General features: G+C 33.4%; 14 protein-coding genes. 10 read left to right on the top strand and 4 right to left on the bottom strand.

What is annotated here, in order from left to right:
• Nucleotides 1-15 precede the first annotated feature (15 nt).
• Nucleotides 16-636: a hypothetical protein gene (locus tag QQS35_RS07755; protein ID WP_285931363.1), complete on the bottom strand. Its 621-nt coding sequence runs from the start codon at nt 634-636 to the stop codon at nt 16-18.
• Nucleotides 637-1,539: 903 nt separating this feature from the next.
• On the opposite strand from QQS35_RS07755, the gene QQS35_RS07760 reads away from it, so the two are divergent.
• From QQS35_RS07760 to QQS35_RS07795, 8 genes are all read left to right on the top strand, one after another.
• Nucleotides 1,540-2,643 carry an AIPR family protein gene (locus QQS35_RS07760; RefSeq protein WP_285931364.1) on the top strand — a complete coding sequence of 368 codons (1,104 nt, stop codon included), beginning with the start codon at nt 1,540-1,542 and terminating at the stop codon, nt 2,641-2,643.
• Nucleotides 2,644-2,702: 59 nt separating this feature from the next.
• Nucleotides 2,703-2,873 carry a helix-turn-helix domain-containing protein gene (locus QQS35_RS07765; protein WP_285931365.1) on the top strand — a complete coding sequence of 57 codons (171 nt, stop codon included), beginning with the start codon at nt 2,703-2,705 and terminating at the stop codon, nt 2,871-2,873.
• Between the two features lie 469 nt (nt 2,874-3,342).
• Nucleotides 3,343-3,633: a helix-turn-helix domain-containing protein gene (locus QQS35_RS07770; protein ID WP_285931366.1), complete on the top strand. Its 291-nt coding sequence runs from the start codon at nt 3,343-3,345 to the stop codon at nt 3,631-3,633.
• A gap of 483 nt (nt 3,634-4,116) precedes the next feature.
• Nucleotides 4,117-7,212, top strand: a complete 3,096-nt coding sequence (locus tag QQS35_RS07775; protein ID WP_285931367.1) for a DEAD/DEAH box helicase family protein — start codon at nt 4,117-4,119, stop codon at nt 7,210-7,212.
• 286 nt (nt 7,213-7,498) lie between these two features.
• Nucleotides 7,499-9,508 carry a type I restriction-modification system subunit M gene (locus QQS35_RS07780; protein WP_285931368.1) on the top strand — a complete coding sequence of 670 codons (2,010 nt, stop codon included), beginning with the start codon at nt 7,499-7,501 and terminating at the stop codon, nt 9,506-9,508.
• Nucleotides 9,508-10,872, top strand: coding sequence for a restriction endonuclease subunit S (locus QQS35_RS07785; RefSeq protein ID WP_285931369.1), 1,365 nt, complete (start codon nt 9,508-9,510; stop codon nt 10,870-10,872). Before QQS35_RS07780 ends, QQS35_RS07785 begins: the two co-directional genes overlap by 1 nt.
• Nucleotides 10,873-10,876: 4 nt before the next feature.
• Nucleotides 10,877-12,712: a DUF262 domain-containing protein gene (locus QQS35_RS07790; protein WP_285931370.1), complete on the top strand. Its 1,836-nt coding sequence runs from the start codon at nt 10,877-10,879 to the stop codon at nt 12,710-12,712.
• Nucleotides 12,713-12,730: 18 nt separating this feature from the next.
• Nucleotides 12,731-15,727 (top strand): type I restriction endonuclease subunit R, encoded by a 2,997-nt coding sequence (locus tag QQS35_RS07795; RefSeq protein WP_285931371.1) that lies wholly within the window; start codon nt 12,731-12,733, stop codon nt 15,725-15,727.
• A gap of 67 nt (nt 15,728-15,794) precedes the next feature.
• On the opposite strand, the gene QQS35_RS07800 is transcribed toward QQS35_RS07795, so the two are convergent.
• Together QQS35_RS07800 and QQS35_RS07805 are read right to left on the bottom strand one after the other, a co-directional pair.
• Nucleotides 15,795-16,073, bottom strand: coding sequence for a hypothetical protein (locus QQS35_RS07800; protein WP_285931372.1), 279 nt, complete (start codon nt 16,071-16,073; stop codon nt 15,795-15,797).
• Entirely contained in the window at nt 16,066-17,037 is a 972-nt protein-coding gene (locus QQS35_RS07805; RefSeq protein ID WP_285931373.1) for a ParM/StbA family protein, read from the bottom strand. The genes QQS35_RS07800 and QQS35_RS07805 overlap by 8 nt, the downstream gene beginning before the upstream one ends.
• A 240-nt stretch (nt 17,038-17,277) precedes the next feature.
• On the opposite strand from QQS35_RS07805, the gene QQS35_RS07810 reads away from it, so the two are divergent.
• On the top strand, nt 17,278-18,216 hold the full coding sequence (locus QQS35_RS07810) for a four helix bundle protein (RefSeq protein WP_285931374.1): 939 nt from the start codon (nt 17,278-17,280) through the stop codon (nt 18,214-18,216).
• Between the two features lie 152 nt (nt 18,217-18,368).
• Here the strand turns inward: QQS35_RS07810 and QQS35_RS07815 are convergent, their stop codons facing one another.
• Nucleotides 18,369-19,619, bottom strand: coding sequence for a hypothetical protein (locus QQS35_RS07815; RefSeq protein WP_285931375.1), 1,251 nt, complete (start codon nt 19,617-19,619; stop codon nt 18,369-18,371).
• Between the two features lie 454 nt (nt 19,620-20,073).
• On the opposite strand from QQS35_RS07815, the gene QQS35_RS07820 reads away from it, so the two are divergent.
• The gene (locus tag QQS35_RS07820; RefSeq protein ID WP_285931376.1) at nt 20,074-20,745 is read left to right on the top strand and encodes a hypothetical protein; all 672 of its coding nucleotides are present in this window, start codon (nt 20,074-20,076) and stop codon (nt 20,743-20,745) included.
• Nucleotides 20,746-20,848: the final 103 nt, after the last annotated feature.

Genomic DNA, 20,848 nt, shown 5'->3' on the forward strand with positions numbered 1-20,848 from the left:
GAGTTCTTGTGACACTTAACTACCAAGAAAATCCTTTAAGTAGTATTTGAGACTATTGAACGAGTCAACACTATCCCACTTCCAGTGACCTCTTGCGTCGATTAAATTATACAATTCAATTGTTCGAATCGGTATTAATTCGTTACCACCTCCACTTCTTTTGTAAAACTCCCACTTTAAAGAGTCTGTCAGGATTACTTTACTATTTATCTTAGCGGATAAGTGACGTTTTAATTCGCATTTTAAATCAGAAGAGTAATTAATGTAACCCTTTGAATAAATAGACTCCTTTCCAAAAGGTGACTTAACCTCTACAACTGCCCGATAGTCAAGACTGTATTTCCTGTTAAACCAATTCCACTTTTTAGTTATTACCAAGTCGGGTGTAGCTGCCTTTTCTTTACCATTACTTATATATGTACCACAATACTGCAAGTAGTCATGTCTAGTAGTTGTTAGTTTTGTGTCACAGCTTTCAACATCAAGGTCATTTCGTATCCCTCTGATGAAGGGCTTAACTAATTCGTTTTGAAAAGTTATTTCACGAATATCGTTATTATTTTTGTACTTCTCAAATATACCCTTATACTCGTTGAAGTTGATATCCCTGTGTGTTGGAACGGTGTAGTTAGTCATTGATTAACCTCCATAGATGCTGAAATAAATTCTTATCAGAAGTAGATAAGTTTAAGTGGATTTTATTTGTCGTGTACTGATGTAGGTAGTTTGATTTGGGTCTTAATAGATTTACAACAATTCATTGTCTGGTTTTTACCTTTTTTAATCCATCGGAAGTGCAAGTCTATGTCAAAGGGAGTTAAAGAATTCCTAGGCTCTTTTAATTATACTGTATTGCTATAAAGATTGTTAGTCTATAAGAGTGTTGTCATTAAAGTTCTAATAGAAAGTAAAATGCTAGGTTCGTGCTAAAGAAGAGTCTGAACAATATTTGAAAACTGTAATTGAAAATAAGGAGACATCGAGAAAAATACTTGATTAATTTCATCCAAGGAATACTTACTAGATTAATAAAACAGGATGACCGAATCATAACCCTATATAAGTATATAAAGATAAATAAGCTATTGATTATCTTTTGAAAAAGGCACTTCTCCGTGTAGTGGTAACATCTATATAAGGACTAAAGGGACTGGACATAACATAGTAAATAAAAACTAAAAAAATTATGAATAACAATTATAGAAAGAATAAGGCACCAGTTATGGACTTACTATTTTCATAGAGCAGGTCATCTATAAGGTTTATAAAAGGCTAGAAAAAAACTTAGCTATTACGTTAATAATGAAAAAAGTAAGGAAAATATAAAAGGATGGTAAAAGTGTGTTTTTAGTTATTGGAAGGAATTACATAAATTTATATAAACATAGGATTTGCAAGGTGTCTGCCCCCTTTTTAATTTACCATTGAATATAGTCAATTGTAATAATATTCCAATTTTAAGTGTTTTATGATATTCTATTTCACGTTGGTTACTCAGGGTAAACTATTTTTTAGTAGATTAGAGGGGGTTGAAGGGAAATGGAAGATAACTTAATGTCTGCGACAATTAATGCGGACTTTAGAGAATATATGGTAAATAGCAAAAAGATGCTAATAGGTATAGTGTCGGGAAGGGCTTTGATGGAATTGAAGGAGGATATTCCAAATAATCCAAACCCTAGAGAATATATGGGAAAGAAAAATAAATATGTTCCCGAGATGATAAAAACACTTCGATATAATCCGGAGCTATTTATATATATCAATAACGGCATTCATATTACTGCGGAGTCATATATCAAGAATGATGATGGGACAACTACAATTTTCTTTAAGATTGGTGAAGGAGTTTATAATGGCAATCACACCAAAGAAGTATTGGTGAAATATGGTAGTAAGAATAGCTACGTATTAATAGCAGTATATTTTGAAGTTCCAGAAGATGAAATAGTTGATATTATAATTGGAAAGAATTCAAGTACACCAACGAAGGAAATTAGCATTGGTGAAAAATTGGACCGATATGAATGGGTGAAAAAAACTCTTCCTGATTATAAAATAAAGTATAAGGAGAGCGATGAGCATGATTTGGACATCGCTACAATTTTGCACATAGCGGGTATTTTCCAAGTTGATGAAAAAGCCCACAACTTTGTTAATAAGGATTATAGAAAGTTTCAAAGTTATCTTCGTAGAAAAGGTGAGACAGTAAAAAAACATAACGCTGGTAAACTTAATCTTGAAAGAACTCGTTATATATTGAAAGATTTGATTGATTTTTACCAATTTATACGATTGGATGAAGAGTGTGTAGCCTTTGTAAAAAGAAATTTGAAAAACGGGAGATGGCTACAGAAAGGAGTCATTACTGATTCCTTGATGTTCAATATTCTAAACGCTATAAATTTTGCTTTATATATTCCTGAAAAGACACTATATCCCTGTTTAAAAAAGGGTTATGATCTTGATCGCTTAAAGATCTTAACCACAAAAGTATTTCCCAAAATTGTTAATAATCTAAAGAAATATGAAGATGAAGGGTTGAAGGTGTCTGAAATTTGTAGAGAAAAGAACATCTATCAAGAAATACAAAATATTATGTTGGTTGCGGACTTAGAAGAAAAAACAAGGATTTACTTATAATAGATTAATTATAAGTTCCTTCGTTGTTTCTAACTAACATATATAAGAGGAAAGGAAAGATGGAATTGAGAAAATTGAATTTTCAGAAGTTAGATATATCGATGCTAGTGAGCGAGGAAAGAAAAAAGAAATCTTTAACTTTTAAAGATATTGGATTAGGTATTGGTACCTCGCCTAGTTATATATTTCGTATTGAAAAAGGGAAAAAAATCCCCCAGATGATATTGTAAAACTTTTGATTGAATACTTTAACCTAGATGATGAGATGATTATGAAATATGAAATAACAAATAGGTACAGTGAAAATTCAGATTGTACTTATGAAGAAAAGAGAAGAGAAGGGATATTTGTTCCGAAAGATAATGTTGTTAATATTGAATCTTTAAGAGAAAAAAGCATCAACGATAGAAAATAGTGAAGGCACCCATATAAAGATTTTGCTTTTTAAGGAAAAACTCAGAGAGCGAAAATAATCCACTTTCCTCTACCATCTTGTATGATCAGTCATATGATTAGGTCTTAATGAGCTCTGTGGCAAAAGAAGAGTAAAACCCTTAATCCTATTTCTTTAAAACCATTCATAGTTTTTGACCTTAATGTTTCACTGGATACAGTTATTAAGTTCGCTCCTTTGTCTATTATATATAGAACCATAAAACAGGTATTGTTTGATTCAATACTTACAGGAGGAGAACTAGAATGATTGAAAGGGAAAGGAACATGGATAAAATCGACATGGCGGTGAATGATTTTGCGGGATTGGTTAGAGAGTATAGAGTTGCTAATGGATTATCCTTACTCGAATGGTCTGAAGTGATCGGCTACAGCAGTTCCTACTGTTGGAGAATCGAACAGTCAAAGCGGCAACCGGATTTTGACACGAAAATTATCATCTTAACTAGGGGTATGTGTTGGTCTACAGATGAGATATACGCATATTTAGACCGGATTATCTCTACAAAGGCTCTGGAGAAAGAAAAATCAAATTGATGTAAAAAAGTTACTGATAATGGGGGATTAATGTACCCATTCAATCGGTAGCTTTTTTTAATGGAATACTATATGAGTCTAAATTCTAAACCAGGATTACCAAACAATAATCCTTTGTGTACTAAGAAAAATATTTTAGTTTTTCCTAGAGGTGATGAGCTCTCTATGACTCTGAAAAGTACACAACCATATTAGGGTTAGTATAACTTAGAAAATTTCTCTAATACCCGTTTAGTAGAGTGATTCGTAATTCATGGAATAGGATGGATATGCCAATCTATATGCAACCCAAGTAAAACTATTTTATTTTAGATAACTCCATAATAGGGCAGAATTTTTGATTTATTTATATAGTATTAAACTCATTTTTCTTGCCCTCATGTAGCTAAAATAAGTATCAACCAAGGTAGAACTCACTTAACGATATATCTGTTTTACACTACATCTACTATAAAGCATCTAAATATAGAAAGGATGCTTATAGTGAGAAACACCGTGCAAAACAATATTCAAACCAAAGAAAGAAAGATGCTGATCCAACCATACAAACGAGGATTTAAAACTAAGGACGAAGCAATGCACCATGTAAGGAATATCACAATAGACTTAGATAATGCGAATGTATGGAACAATTCTAAACTGAATTCTGTAGTGGAAAGTCAGTTTCTTCAAATACTTAAAAACGGACAACCACATGTAACAGGATCATGGATTGCTTCCAAAAGAAACCCGAGAGAAATCCAAGATTACCGGACAAATATTTTCTGCTTTGATATAGATCATTTGGAAAATTTTCCGGACATTGTAATACGGAAAATCATCGATCGGCTGTATGAATACTTTCATTACGTTCAAGAAAGTTTTTCAAGTGGAAAAAAGCTGCAGCAAAAAAGGTTTCACTGCTATTTAGTAGTTACAACATTACAGGTGGATTATGAGGTGATTGCTCTAATTTATAAGCAAGTAAGAGACAAACTAAGTGCAAAAATTGGGGTTTCTTTTGATGAAAGCATCTATCCTGTAAAGACGATTTTTGCATCTGGAAAAGAAGTGAAAGTGAATAAGAAACTGAGGGGATTTGACCTAAAACCGTTCTTGGAAAACTTTATCACTGAGAAGATGAAGTTAAGCAATACAAGTAAGGAATTAACAAATGGTGAGGTTGTAAATCACATTATAACAAAAGAATATAACAAAGAATATGTGACATCAGCAATAAACTTTGATGTACTCCTTAATGCGTTAAAGAAACTACCATTAATTTCGGATTATCGTGAGTGGATTAGATTTTTGATGGCTTTTAATGATATGGAAAAAGAAGGTCTTATCACAGATGAGCAAAAGATAGTGTTAGCGGAAGCAATTGATGATGGAAACAAAAGTTATGGTAACGAAATGGAGAAGATAGAGAGGTATGATGAAGTTACCATTGGAACATTGATTTATAAATTGCAGCAATATGGTATCTCAACAAGTAAAATTTTTACTGTGTCTGAGAATTTTCAATTGAGAGCTGACTTATCCATGGATATTCAAGGGAAAATAGCAGAAAATCCTAAAGTTTTCCGTAAGATTGAAGAAATTCTATGCAGTGAACAGTACAGAGGCAAACGTATTTTACTGACCAGTGACACAGGAGCAGGAAAAAGTTATGCTATTTTAAAAATCCTCGAAAACATGACGAAAAGAACAGAAAATCCCCAACTGTCCTCTTGCTCTTCTGAAGGCTTTTCCACACTAATCATCCCACGTCGGAATCTCGTGAATAATTTAAGGAATCAGTTTGAACGAATAACACGTTCAAAAACTGTAACAGGTAGCGATAGCTATACGAATGGCAAACGAGAAGAAATAATTAGAAACTCTAGGAATATTTTAACCACCCTTGATCATTTCCCTTATGTCTTAAAATTAAAATTAGAACAAGAACACTGTGATGAGACAACTGTTCGACTAGAAGAACAAAAAATACAAAATGAACCTCCAAAAATAATGGTGTTTGATGAATGCCATATGTTATCTCTCGATGCTAACTTTAAGCCAGATGCCGTCAGAGAATTCTGTATTGCTGAAACTTCTTTGCTAACAGCACGAGGAATTTCCCTTCATGTAACAGCTACACCAGAAAATCTCCGTTCAGAGGACTATGACTTCGTCATAAAGATTAACCAAATAGATCGAGAGAATCCATTTGTAAACACAGGATATTTGTTTTTGGATGGATCCTCTAGGCAAGTAGAATTAAAAATGCTAGAAATCATCAAAATGGCAGCAAGGAAAGATCCTAACAGACGGCTTTTGGTATTCGTTGAAAGAAAGGAAATCATTAATGACTTCAGTAGAAAGCTAAACAAAGAGGGAATCAAGTCAATAGAAGTGGTATCGAATAAAGAAGAATTGAAGTCGCAAGAAGAAAAATTGATTGTAAGTGACGGGATGATTCCAAGTAATGTGCAGGTCATTCTAGCTACAACCTCTCTATCAGCAGGAGTCTCTATTTTGAATAACAATGTAAGTGATGAAGTATGGGTTCTTTGCTCTCATAGATCATTGAACCATGAAATGACAAGGATTGTTCAAATGTCTCATCGTTTTCGAAACACTTATCATGCTTTGAAATTATTTATTCAAAAGGCAAAACCTCAAGAGAAGAAGAAGGTATTTCCGTATCATGCCATTTTGAATGAAGAGGTCAAAAAAGCAGATAATTTTAAACAGGCAATTGAGATGTTGCGTGAAAATCAGATAGAGTGTAGAACAACACTCGATGAGTTAGAGATGCAAAATAGTCTATACGCTGATGAAGAGGGGACTTTGCATGTGTGTACTCCACTAATTCAAAGCGAGATTGTGCTCCCAAAAACATACTATAATTACAAGAATCCAGATGTGTTGCTACGGGAATTGGAGAACAAATTTAATTGTAAGTTTCTTGAAATGTATGGGAAAGTAGAGATAGACGAAAAGGAAGAAGTAGTCAAGAGGAGTAAGGTTACATCTCAAGATATGCTACAAAGAATAGTTGAAGACAAGGCTTTCTACGATAAACTGAAACACGATTATTTCATTTACGGAAGAAGCCAATTCACATCTGAAATGAAAAGATATATGAAGCTATCTACTGTGAAAGACTTACAGAACTTCTTTGAAAATTCTATCGAATATGGATTCGCAAAGCTCGTCTTACAGGCACATTTGAATGCCAAAAGGGCTGAAACTCTATCATATACTAGAGACAAAGAGGCTCTGGCTTGGTTAAAGGATATAAAGAGAGGTAAAGGAAACACCTTATCCGGAAGAATGTATAAGGTGATTTCGAAACACTTGACACTGTCAATGGAAACAAAGAACTTGGTTAAGTTCAGTAGGAAAAAGGAAATTGATTCTTTCCTTCAAGCTGTTGCAAGAGAAGAGTTAAAGGATGAGGGTTTTAGAGTTATACCTAACAAGGTTGGTTCTTTCAAAAACCTATTAAACATAAAGGAGAGAAAATCAGGGAATATAAGAACATATACAATTGAAGGATTCATTGATGAAAAGTACATTAAGGACAAATACGGAATAGAAAAGTTTCAATGATGAATCTAATTGTGGAGGACGTTGTAAATACACAACTTCCTCTTTTTATATAGGCTGATATACATAGCCAACCCTAGTAAAATTTTTTTCTTGCATTAGGGCAGGATTTTTGAATTGTTTATATAGAATAAAGCTCCAATAATCTGTCCATTACATCAACTTTTAATAAATGGTTTGAATTACTAATGTAGTTGTCTAGCTTATGTCTTATTATTTATACAAATATTTGGTAGTATAAAAGTATTAGATTTATAAATAGTTTATTTAACATAAAGGAGCAATTTGGATGATTAATTTTCAAGAAAAGGTTTCGTTTATTTGGTCTATAGCAGAGTTGCTAAGAGGACCGTATAAGCCTGAAGACTATGGGAAAGTAGTTTTACCGATGGCTGTATTAAGACGTTTTGACAGCGTGTTGGATAGCACAAAAGAAGAGGTGCTAAATCAGTATGAGCAATTTAAGGATATCCCAGAAGAGTCAAGAGATGAAATACTTAATAGAGTGGCAAAACAAAGATTTAGTAATGTAAGTAAATATGACTTTTCTAAATTACTAAGTGATGCAGATAACATAGCTGATAACTTGCGAGATTATATAAATGGGTTTTCTAAGACAGCAAGAGACATCATCGAGTATTTCGATTTTGATAAGCAGATAGATAAGATGGAGCGTAACGATTTGCTATACCTTGTTGTAAAACGGTTTAGTGATATAGACTTACATCCAAGTGTCGTATCTAATGTAGAAATGGGATACATATTTGAAGAGTTAATTCGTCGTTTCAGTGAGCATGCAGAGGCTGGTGATCACTACACTCCTCGTGAGGTCGTGCGTCTGATGGTAAGTCTATTATTCTTAGATGATGAAGATATCTTGACGAAGCAAGGTATAACACAAACATTATACGATTCATGTGCAGGTACAGGGGGTATGGGATCCGTTGCTCAAGAATATTTAAAAGAACTAAACCCGACAGCAGAATTAGAATTTTTTGCTCAAGAATTTAACGAGGAATCATATGCGATTAGTAAGGCAGATGTTTTGATAAAGGGTGAGGAAGCCAAGAATATTCGGTTTGGGAATACTTTATCAAATGATGCCTTTTCTGAAATGACTTTTGACTATCTAATAACTAATCCGCCTTATGGAGTGGAATGGAAGCCAGCTGAGAAAGCGGTGAAGGCTGAATATGAGGAAAAGGGTTATAACGGAAGGTTTGGAGCAGGCTTACCACGTATTAGTGATGGACAACTTCTTTTCCTACAACACCTTGTATCTAAGATGAAACCTGTAACAGAAGATAATCCAAAGGGATCCCGTCTTGCCATTATCATGAATGGGTCTCCTTTATTTACTGGTGATGCGGGTAGTGGTGAGTCTGAAATACGGAGATATTTAATTGAGAACGATCTGGTTGAAGGAATTGTTGCTATGCCAACGGACCTTTTCTATAATACTGGGATTTCAACTTATGTATGGATACTAACTAATAACAAGAGTCCATTTCGTAAAGGGAAAATCCAACTTGTAAATGCTGTAGAGTTCTATCAAAAAATGAGAAAGAGTTTGGGTAGTAAGCGTAAGGAATTAACAGAAGAACATATTAATGAAATTATTAGATTGTATGGTGACTTTAAAGAAGGTAAACAGGTAAAAATTTTTGATAATGAAGACTTTGGCTATCAAAAGATTACAGTAGAAAGACCGTTACGTTTAAATTTCGAGATTAACGAAGAAAGAGTAGAAGAATTAAATAATCAGACTGCTTTTGCTAACTTAGCAAAGTCTAAGAAAAAAGGCGAAGCTGGTTTAGAGGCGATAGAGTTAGGTGAACAACAGCAAAAAGACATAGTGGATGCCTTATTATCAATAAAATCGGACGAGACATATAAGAATAGAGAAGAGTTCACGAAAAAACTGAAGAAGAAATTTAAAGAAAACGATATAAAGATCGGTGCCCCTTTATGTAAAGCTATTCTAACTGCGTTATCTGATAAAGATGAGACTGCTGATGTTTGTTTGGATAGTAAAGGGAACCCTGAACCAGATGCTGATTTACGTGATACAGAGATTGTACCATTGAAAGACTCTATTCAAGATTACTTTGAAAGAGAAGTAACACCACATGTTCCAAATGCTTGGATTGATGAATCTAAGACAAAAGTAGGTTACGAAATTCCTTTTACACGTCACTTTTATGAATATACAGAATTAAGAAGTTCGGACGAGATAAAAGAAGAGATAAAAGAGTTAGAAGAGAGTATTTTGGAGAAGTTGAAGAAGGTGATGGGGTAATGGAAAAAGTAAAGAACTCCACAGCCTATAAAGGTAGTGGCATTGAATGGTTGGGTAATGTCCCTACAAATTGGTCAATTAAAAAGATTAAATATATTGCAAAAATTATTGATGGTGATAGGGGAACAGAATATCCAAATGATAAGAATTTAGTGAATGAAGGAATTCCATTTTTATCAGGAGAGAATTTGAACGAACGAGGCTTAACATTTAACAAAGTAAGGTATATCACCGAGGAGAAATTTTCTCGACTAAGGCAGGGAAAACTAAAAAACGGGGACTTAATTGTCTCTGTTAGGGGAACAATTGGGTCTGCTGGATTGTTTGTTATTTCTAAGTATAAGACAGCATTTATAAATGCTCAGATGATGATTATAAGACCTAAACAATGCTTGTTGTTACCAAGATATTTATTTTATTATACTAGAACAAAAGCATGGTTTAATTGTTTAGATTTTTTTGCTTATGGAACTGCTCAAAAGCAATTGTCGAATAAAGTATTATCTAATATAGAAATAGCCATCCCTTCTATAGAAAATCAGAGAGAAATAGTGAAATTCTTAGATGAAAAAACTTCTAAAATCGATTTGCTCATCACTGATAAAGAAAAGTTAATTGAATTACTTGAGGAAAAACGTCAAGCAATTATTACTGAGGCGGTGACAAAAGGGTTGAATCCCGATATGAAAATGAAAAATTCAGGTGTGGATTGGATTGGGGAGATACCGGAGCATTGGGAGAAGAATAAAGTAAAATATAGCACTTATGTAAAAGGAAGAATTGGTTGGCAAGGACTTCGATCAGATGAATTCATTGACGAAGGTCCTTATCTTGTTACGGGTACAGATTTTGTTAATGGGTTGGTGAATTGGAATACTTGTTATCATATTAGTGAAGAAAGGTTCAATGAAGCACCAGCCATTCAATTAAAGGAAAATGATCTACTAATCACAAAGGATGGTACTATTGGAAAGGTTGCTACTGTGAAGAATAAGCCTGAAAAGGCAATTTTGAATAGTGGGATATTTGTTACTAGATGCTCAAATGAAAAGTATTTGACTGAATACATGTATTGGGTTTTGTCTTCCAATATATTTGATAGATACATTAAATATATGGAAACTGGTTCAACTATCAAACACTTATATCAAGAAACATTCGTTAACTTTACTTACCCATTACCAGGGATTGATGAACAAAAGGCAATTGTAAAATACCTTAATGAAATAACCAATGATATTGATTTTGTAATATCGGACACTAGGAGTCAAATTGAAAAAGTAAAAGAATACCGTCAATCTCTCATCTATGAAGCAGTGACAGGAAAAATTGATTTGCGGAACTATAAAGGTGAAGAGGTGTGATTGCATGAACAAGATTACAGGTAATGCAACGAACGTAAGAACTCTCTTTAATAACCGATATACAGTTCAATACTATCAACGAGAATATGGTTGGGAGAAGAAGCAAATAGAAGAATTGATAGAAGACCTGACAAATGAATTCTTCGAGTTTTATCAAGAGGGACATATGCAAAGAGATGTGGAGCAGTATGGTGATTATTTCTTAGGCCCTATTATTCTAACAAATGATAATGCTATTATTGATGGTCAACAACGATTATCATCAACAACACTCTTTCTTATATACCTAAACAATTTGCAACATCAAGTAGGTACACAGAAGGTAAACATTGATAATCTGATTTATTCCGAAAAATATGGAGAGAAGACCTTCTGCATTAATGTGGAAGAGAGAGAAAAATGTTTAGAGGGTTTATATGACAATGGTTACTATGATTTAACTAATGAAACATCGGAAAGTGTCATTAATCTATATAATCGCTATCAAGATATTGAGGTTTTGTTTCCCGATGATTATTTAAAAGGAGGTGCCCTTCCTGTTTTTATTGAATGGTTAATAGAGAAAGTTGTATTCATTGAGATAAAGACAGACTCAGAACAAGATGCTCATAAAATATTCGTTAGTATGAATGACCGTGGACTTAGACTAACGCCTACTGAAATGTTAAAGGGATATTTATTATCGGAAATAAATCATAATAGTGTCAGAAACGAAGCTAATGATCTATGGAAAGATAAAATCCTTAAATTAAAAGATATAGAAAAAGATGGGGACGCTGATTTTATAAAAAATTGGTTAAGGTCCCAGTACGCTGAAACAATTAGAGAAGGTAAAAGGGATGCTGAAAATAAGGATTTTGAGATTATAGGGACTACTTTCCATAAGTGGGTAAGGGAAAATAAGTCTGTGATTGGCCTTAGTAATAGCCAAGATTTCGAATATATTATTATGGACGAATTTCAGACGTTCTCAGACATTTATATACGGTTGAAGAAATATTCAAGAGAATTTCACAATGATTATGATTGCGTGTTCTATAACGCAGATAGAGGTTTCACTCTACAATATCAATTAATCCTAGCATCTATTTCTCCAAGTGACAGTACACAGATAATAGATAAGAAAATAAAAATGGTCTCTTGTTTTATAGATCAATATATTGCTCAGCGTGTTTTTAATTTCAAAACAGTTGATTATTCTTCTATTAGGTACACAATTTTTAATTTGACAAAAGCAATTCGAAGGAAGACGGCAGAGGAGCTTGCTCAAATACTTATAGATTATATTGGAAATATGGAACAAACCTTAGATGGAATTGATTATTTTTATTTGAATCAGTTTACCAGGAGGTACATGTTACACATTTTATCCAGAATGACTTATTATGTTGAACAGCAAAGTGGGATAAACATTAGATTCAGTGATTATGTAAATCGTCAACAAAAGAATCCTTATGACATAGAGCATATTTGGGCAGATGATTATACACAAGGGAAGCATCAGCTTGAATTCAGTACAGAAGATGAATTTAGAGAGTATAGGAATAGCTTTAGTGGTCTATTAATTTTGTCTAAAGATAAGAACAGAAGTTTTCAAGCAATGAGCTATGATAAAAAGGTCGTGAAGTACGACAGTGAAAATCTATTGGCGAGGACTCTAAATCAAAATTGCTATACTAATAACCCGCTATTTTTACGGTTTATGCAGGAGAGTAATTTAGACTTTATGCCTTATGATGAATTTAATAAGGATCAACTATTAGAAAGACAGCAATTATATAAAGAGATTTGTAAACGAATTTGGGATGTTGACCGTATAGAGCAGATTGTAAATATGTAAAAGAAAGGGGGTGAGAAGGTGAGCATTGACTATTCTGAAAAAGGTTTTGAAGCTAATATAGAAGCGAATCTGATTTATTCAGGTTATAATCAACGAACCATTTCTGGTCAAGCCTTAGATGATTTTAGAAAGTACGCAATTGATGTAGAGACTTTTTTCGAATTTCTGGAGAAGTCACAACCAAAATCACTGGAACGTTTACGAAAAGCCTATAAAGACCAATACAAAAAGAAGATTTTAGACCGAGTACAAAAAGAACTTGATAAACGTGGAATGATTGATTGTTTGAGGCATGGAGTGAAGGATTATGGTGTAACCCTAAAACTGGCATACAATAAGCCGGTTAGTGATATGAATCAAATGCTTATTGATTTGTACGGTAAAAACATCTTTGCCGTTAGCAGACAAGTTTATTACAGCAGTAAAAATAACAATAGTATTGATATGCTTCTTTTGTTGAATGGATTGCCTATTGTTGTTATGGAACTGAAGAACCAACTAACCAATCAAACAGTAGACAATTCAAAGAATCAGTTCATGAAAGACCGAGACCCTAGGGAGTTATTGTTCCAGTTCAAGAAACGAGCAATTGTTTACTTTGCTGTAGACACGGATGAAGTTTACATGACAACACAGCTTAATCGAGAAAAAACATTCTTTTTGCCTTTCAATAGAGGAAACGATGGAGGGAAAGGTAACCCTATTGTCTATAATGACTACCGCACATCGTACTTATGGAATGATATTCTTCAAAAAGATAGCTTACTAGATATTCTCTTTCGATTTGTCTATGTTAATCAAGAAGACATATTGGATTCCACTGGAGAAATTATAGATAAAAGAGAAACGGTTATCTTTCCCCGCTACCATCAGTTGGATGCAGTTAGGAAGATAGAGCTAAATGTGAAAGAGAAAGGAATTGGTCAAAACTACTTGATTCAACATAGTGCGGGTAGCGGTAAGACGAATAGTATTTCTTGGTTAGCTCATCGTCTTGCTAAACTCCATGATGAAGGAGATAACGCAATGTTTACAAGCGTTATTATCATTACAGATAGAAGAGTGTTAGATAAGCAGCTACAAGATGCTGTCTATCAATTAGAGCATAAAGCGGGAATGGTAGAGAAAATAGATAAAGATTCAACCCAATTGGCTAACGCTATTGCTGGAGGAACTAGGGTGATTATCACTACCTTGCAGAAGTTCCCGTTTATTATAGAAAAGCTAGTGAAGTTTTCTGCTGGTAAATATGGAATAGTAATAGATGAAGCTCATTCATCTCAGGGTGGAAAGGCTTCGACAGCAATGACTAACATCTTATCGGATAAATCGTTAGAAGATGCTTTTGAGGCTGATAGACTAGCAGAAGAGAACTTAGAAGACGTAGATGAGAAAATTGCAGAGACAATTGCAAAAAGTGGAAAACAAGATAATATCTCTTACTTCGCCTTTACTGCAACACCAAAACCGAAAACGATTGAAAGGTTTGGAACCTATGATAAAGAGGGAATACCACATGCTTTCCACGTCTACTCTATGCGACAAGCAATTGAAGAAGGTTTCATTTTAGATGTATTAAAGAATTATACAACATATAAAACCTTCTATAAAGTGGCCAAAAGTATTGAAGATGATCCAGAAGTTTCTAGTAAAAAAGCAACAAGGCAAATAGCGAAGTATGTATCTTTACATCCACATAACATAGCTCAGAAAACTGAAATTATTGTGGAACACTTTCGACAAGTGACTAGGCATAAGATTGGCGGTCATGCTAAGGCTATGGTGGTTACAGGGAGCCGTCTTCACGCAGTAAGATATAAACAAGCATTTGATAAGTATATCAAAGCAAATGGCTATGGCGATTTAAACACTTTAGTAGCTTTTTCAGGAACAGTTGAGGATAAAGGTGTGCCATATACGGAACCTGATATGAACGGTTTTGGAGAAAAAGAATTATCAGATAAGTTTCATACGGATAATTATCAAGTTCTATTGGTTGCGGAGAAGTACCAAACAGGTTTTGATGAACCGTTACTTCACTCTATGTATGTAGATAAGCCACTAGACGGAATAAAGGCTGTACAAACACTTTCTAGGCTAAACAGAACTTGTAAGGGTAAAAATGATACCTTTGTACTTGATTTTGTGAATGAGGCAGAAGATATACAAAAAGCCTTTCAACCATATTACGAAGTTACGGGATTAGAAAGTACAACGGATCCTAACTTGCTCTATGATTTAGAAAGAGAATTAGATGCTTGTCAGGTGTACACAAAGGAAGAAATCGAAGAGGTTTGTACATTAGAATTTAGTGAGAAAAAGAAGACAAGTAAGACACAGGAAAAGTTGAATTTTATCCTGGACAAAGCCGTGAATCGTTATAACAAGGAATTATCAAAAGAGCAGCAAGAAGACTTTAAGGGAGCCTCTACTAAATTTGTTAGAACATATGCTTTTATTTTGCAGATAGGGCCATTTGCAGATATTGATCTTCACAAGTTATATGTATATCTAAATTATCTATTAAGAAAACTACCTAAAAACGTTTCTGACGGAGTGTATTTGGCAGATGATGTTGCACTGCAATACTATCGTAACGAAAAAGTATTTGAAGGTAACATATCACTCAATCCTGATGGAGAAACCAAATTAAAACCCCAAAGTCATGGGAAAGGACAATCAGGAGAAGAGGAAAAAGAAAGACTTTCTTCTATTATTGACAGACTTAATGATCGATTTGGTACAGAGTTTTCAGAAACAGATAAATTATCTCGAGATCAGATAAAAGAAGATATGATAAATAATGAGGACTTGGCTCAAAAAGCACAGAATAATACACGGGAGAATTTTAAATTTTCCTACCAAAAAGCATTTTTGGATTTTGTTATTTCGAGAATGTCGCAAAATGAAAATTTCTTTATGAAGATGTTAGAAAACGGTGAATTTAGATCGTTTATTATGGATGATATGTTTGAAGAAGTTTACGATGGCTTAAATGAGCGGACAGTTTCATAAATTAACACAGTGATAAACCACACTAGAAAAGGACCCTGCGTTTGGGGTCCTTTTCTAGTGTGAAGAATTAGAAGAGGTCCTTGATAATATCCTTATCTTGCTCATCAATAAGCTCATTCACTTTTTGAGCACTTAATTCTGGTGAGATATACCCATCTTCCTTAATTCGTTTTGCTACATATTCATATATTTGCTCTAAATCTGAGGTATCTTGTTTTTCCATGTCTTTTCGAATCAATTCCCGAATATAGGCACTTAATCCAATTGACTTTCTTTTGTTCTCAATGTACTGAATCAAATCAGAGTCTTTAGAGAGGATGCTGATGGTATATCTGGCATTAGGCATATTTGACCTCGAGAATTTTTAGGAAAGAGAGGCAATTGCTGTAGAGGGGATTGTCGATAATGACTGCATGGGAAAATAGTTGCTTAATGTACCTTCTTAGAGTAATGGATCCACCTCCTACAAAGTGGATGTCTGACATATTGAAAGTATATCCACGACTCTTGGCAAATTGTACGATTTGTTGCAGGTGATCATACTTTAGTTCTTCAATAAACACCTTGCTTTCTTCAAAGATTTCTCCTTTACTTGCAAAGTATCCACATCGCAATACGTGTTCCAGATCATCAGAAGAAACAGAAAGTCCATAACGTTCATTGATATATTTTCCAATTTTTCCCTTTAAAATGTTAATCCCTAAATCTGACGAGATCATCGTGTTAACCATGGGCTGCACGCCTTTGAACTGGCAAAATGTGCAGTTTAAGCCTCCTACATCTATCACTGTTGTATATCCTTTTCTGTATTTTTCAGGTTTGGCGTATACTTCACCCATTCCTTCAAATGCAATCGTAACATCCGACAAGTCAAATGAGAATGCTTTTCCATTTACGATTAAGTGGATTGTTCGATTCTCATTTTCAACCATAGATTTAAAGTTCCTTTTTTGAATGGAATCCTTGTAAGTGGTGATTGGTACATTGACAGCTAAGCGAATATCAACATTACTTGGAGCATTTGCCTTTTGGAGAAGACGAGTAATGGCTGTGTAAATGGCTATTTTATGGATGAGGGAATTCTTGTTTAAGTTGAAATCAGAATAACTTTCAGAGACCATTTCGCCAAGAAGAAATTCATCTCCATTGAACTCGACTAGATAGGAATTCGGTTGAATTTCTACCCCAAACCTTTTAACTTGTTGCATTCTCGTTGGAAAAGTTGTTGTGTAAGTATTACCTTTATATTTTGCTAGAGCCTTGCTATTTGATTTGCCGCAATCTATGGCAATCAAGATCTGTTCTTTCATGTAAAACCACTTCCTTTGTTTAATAGATTTAACAATTTATACTATGCACCATAATCATAAATATAAGATAAATTCATATTAGTATGGTTCTAGTAAGTGTGATAATTTCATAAGTTTCATAAATAATGCTAGAACATGGTTGAACCTAATAAACTATTTATTAAAGAAACGAGGCAGTACAATAGAAGTATAAAGAAGAAAAAAATCTATACTTTATAAAGAAAAGGAGTCGAATGAAGATTGAATAAAAAAGTAGAAGAAATACAAAACTGGTATCGAAATGAAAGAGAATTGTCTAATTACAGCATCATGGACGTTGGTGAAACACTAAATAAACTAGCTGAGAAAGGATTAATTTGGATTCTCAAAGATCTAAAAGATATAACTGAATTTGAGGGAATTGTAATTGACTACTACTTGAATAAGTACAGAGTTGATCAAATATACGATAATCTCGAAGATCTCATCCAAATCCCTCCTTTCAATGATGCGTGTGCAATGACGCCATCAAAATCCTCAAAAAAAATTATCCCTCGACAGAAACAGCAACCTACCCTAGAAGTAAGAGATGTAAAACAATTTATTGGTTATAAGAAGGCAAAGGAAATAGAAAAAAGAATAATTGAACTATGTAAGAACTTCCCCTCCTTCGAGGTTGATCATATTGTTAAACAAATTGAGAGAAGTGCAGAGTCGATTAAAAAAAGTATACAAATAGGGGAGCAAATCTATGTTCGAGAAAAATTTAACCAATACAGTATTGCAATAGGCTCAGCAAAAGAAACATCTGCATGGCTCAAAGTCTCATTGGGACAGAAGTATATCACCAAGACTCAATTCGAGGAATTGGATAACATGATTGATCAAGTGGTAAGTATTCTGACGAAAACCTTATCCAATATTAAAGAAAAAGAGGGGAAAGTATTAGATTTTCCCAACCCATACACACCTAATGTAAGAAACTTTGGAGCATATAATAATGCTTTGCTGTTGGTAGAAAAGATATACGAAGTCACAAGAAAAAAAGAGTATTGGAAGGAAAAGAACCTTGTAAGCGAAATGAGAAAGCAAGCAACTTCATGTGTTGCTAATATTGCCGAAGCACATCAATTGTATATTAAAAAGAAATTCCGTTTCTTCTATTCGGAATGTGCTAACTACAAAAATGTCAAAAATTAGCAACGAGAAAGCAAGTTGACTTTTAGAAAGGATAAGGAGAAATTAATTAATACTCTTTATCCTTTCTTGATTAAATGAGTCAAATATACGTTTTTAAATTTTTGTTCTACATGCCTTATAATCTTGTTGATTTCAGTATGCCATTAATAGCATTAATCAGGTTGTTTTAATTTAGCTTTAGTTTTTTTTATTTCAGCTAATTTTTCTTTCTCTTTATATTCTAATATATACAGGTTCATAATTTCCTGAATATTAGAAGGAATACTGTCAAATATCAATTCATTATTCGTAGTAAAGCCAGTAGGGGAAAGTTTATTATACTCCTCCATCTTTTCTTGGCTACTAAATTCCCCTTTAAGTTTGTGTAGAAGGGCGATTGGACATCGGAAATGTTTATTGTTTAAGTCCTTTTCATGTATAAGGGTTGTACATTTGCTAAGAATTTGGTCCGTCTTATAAATTAGACGGAGTTCCCTTGAAAAATAATCATCTACTAATCTTGCACCGTGAATTACTGCTTTTTCTTTTACCTTCAATTCTTTAGGAAAGTAGTTTAAATGGCTTTCAGACAAATAATCAATCAAGCGTTTTTCGTCAAATTCCTTATTACTTACAAGGCACAATCCGTTTTCTTCCATTGTTGAATATATATCAAAAACATTCTGAAGATGGTTGTCGTTAAAAGGGCTCCATCTGAAAAACATTCCAACAGGTTCAATTGATTTGAGGTGTTTAATTAATTTGGATTTGTTAATGGAATCCTCAGTTACTAATGAAAATTTATCCTTCAGGTTTGTATAAATTTTTGTATCTAAAATATTTTCTATATCGCTTAGGTGCACACAATTATGAAATTCATTATCTGAAAAATATATTGCGGCAGTTGGAATTTTTTCAATACTGTTTAGAGGAATTAATGAAACAAGTAAAGATTTTGGGATGAACTGTTCATTACAATTCTTTAAGAATTGTAATTTACGTTTAACGCAATATTTTTCAATTGAATAAACAGGGAAAGACTTTTCTTCATCATAAATATAAAAATTTGATGTATTTCCTATAAATTCCAATTCGTTTTCTATTTCAGGAGGTATGTTTAAATTCGGATCAATAGAAAACATCCATTCATTTATATCATTAACCAAAAACACTTCTGAATTAATTTCACTATTATGATCTTTTATGATAGGAGTTTCAGTGTTTAAATCTAACTCAGAATTGAGATTAAACACGACTTCTTCATCATTATTGCTTAGGTCATACTTCACACCATCAACAACAAAAGATAGTTTCATTTCTTCTATTAATATTTTTGAAGATGAGCTTACCCATTTTTCTAAAATAGACGATAAATTTTCCAATAGATTTTCTTTAGTTAATTCCTTAGAGGATATCAGCCTCATAGTATCACCAACCTAATTAATTGTACTAATTAAGCATAAAGGCAGAGGATGGCAATTGATATAAGTAAATAATCGCAAAACAAGTAAATTCTGGTTGTTTTACAACAAAATATTGATTAAAAGAAGGACTATTGCAACATTAACAAGATGGCTTTGATTATAAACCTTATAGTATAAATAAACGTACAACATATATAGCACAAAACTATACTTTTTGGGATGGTAAAAGATAGAGTTCCAAAACATTACCTTGTTACTTTTGGAATGTTTCAAGGCCTTCATATATATTGTTAAACTGAAAATAAATGCTTAAAAGAAGTAGAGAGACGGTGTTTTGCTGAATTGGAAAATGATTTTTGTATAGAGTAAGTTGTATTATTTTATATAGAGCTGAGCAGCCCACTAAAAATGGTAGAATATAAGTAAACTAATCTGAGGATGGAGGAACCGATTAATGACAATGGTATTAGCCTATACATGGAAAAATAAGGCAGTGGTAAGGGCTGATAGTCGAGAGCATGCACATAATGATAAGGGGGAAATTGTGAGCTATAACGATGATCAAGAAAAGATTATTCCTGCTCAGAATCACCTAGTATTTGCACATGCTGGATTACGAAAAGTCCACTTAGGTGAAAGTCGGTATTTTGATAATAGCCAAATTACAGAGTATTTTATAGAACAAAATCAATCAGTATTATCGAATTTTACAAGCGAACAGTTACTTAATGAACTTGTTACGATGTGGAACAGAACGTTGCGTGAGAAACTTGGCCGGGACCCTTTTAGTGTTCATAATCGCTTTTCAATATTATTTGCAAGATTTGAGAATGATAATGGTGTATCAAAACCAAAAATTCATACTTATCAATCTCACTTTCAGGAATTCCAATATGGTGGGAGGAAAGCTATCGTAGGAGATGATGAATGCTATCCTATAATTATGCCTTATTTTCAAATGGATACTGACGACTGGACATTTGATGAAACATTAGAATTTTATTTAAGAGGGTTCGCTGAAGTCACGGAAAAGGTCGAAACTATTGGTGGGGAAATTGATATTTTTGTATTGGATGAGAATCCTGAATGTTCTCACTGGTTTAAAAGAAAAACAATAACTAGATAAAGTTAAAAATAAGGACGGGCAATGAAAGCAAAGATAGGGGAATAAAAACCTTATCTTTGTTTACAAAAACAGGTTGTGTGAACAAAGGAATGTTGATTCAACA

The organism is Aquibacillus rhizosphaerae, assembly GCF_030282825.1.
In the GTDB taxonomy this organism is placed as follows: Bacteria; Bacillota; Bacilli; order Bacillales; family Amphibacillaceae; genus Aquibacillus_C; species Aquibacillus_C rhizosphaerae.

Coding starts and splice junctions, on each gene's coding strand:
- QQS35_RS07755 (WP_285931363.1), bottom strand. CDS start 636: ATGACTAACTACACCGTTCCAACACACAGGGATATCAACTTCAACGAG.
- QQS35_RS07760 (WP_285931364.1), top strand. CDS start 1,540: ATGGAAGATAACTTAATGTCTGCGACAATTAATGCGGACTTTAGAGAA.
- QQS35_RS07765 (WP_285931365.1), top strand. CDS start 2,703: ATGGAATTGAGAAAATTGAATTTTCAGAAGTTAGATATATCGATGCTA.
- QQS35_RS07770 (WP_285931366.1), top strand. CDS start 3,343: ATGATTGAAAGGGAAAGGAACATGGATAAAATCGACATGGCGGTGAAT.
- QQS35_RS07780 (WP_285931368.1), top strand. CDS start 7,499: ATGATTAATTTTCAAGAAAAGGTTTCGTTTATTTGGTCTATAGCAGAG.
- QQS35_RS07785 (WP_285931369.1), top strand. CDS start 9,508: ATGGAAAAAGTAAAGAACTCCACAGCCTATAAAGGTAGTGGCATTGAA.
- QQS35_RS07790 (WP_285931370.1), top strand. CDS start 10,877: ATGAACAAGATTACAGGTAATGCAACGAACGTAAGAACTCTCTTTAAT.
- QQS35_RS07800 (WP_285931372.1), bottom strand. CDS start 16,073: ATGCCTAATGCCAGATATACCATCAGCATCCTCTCTAAAGACTCTGAT.
- QQS35_RS07805 (WP_285931373.1), bottom strand. CDS start 17,037: ATGAAAGAACAGATCTTGATTGCCATAGATTGCGGCAAATCAAATAGC.
- QQS35_RS07815 (WP_285931375.1), bottom strand. CDS start 19,619: ATGAGGCTGATATCCTCTAAGGAATTAACTAAAGAAAATCTATTGGAA.
- QQS35_RS07820 (WP_285931376.1), top strand. CDS start 20,074: ATGACAATGGTATTAGCCTATACATGGAAAAATAAGGCAGTGGTAAGG.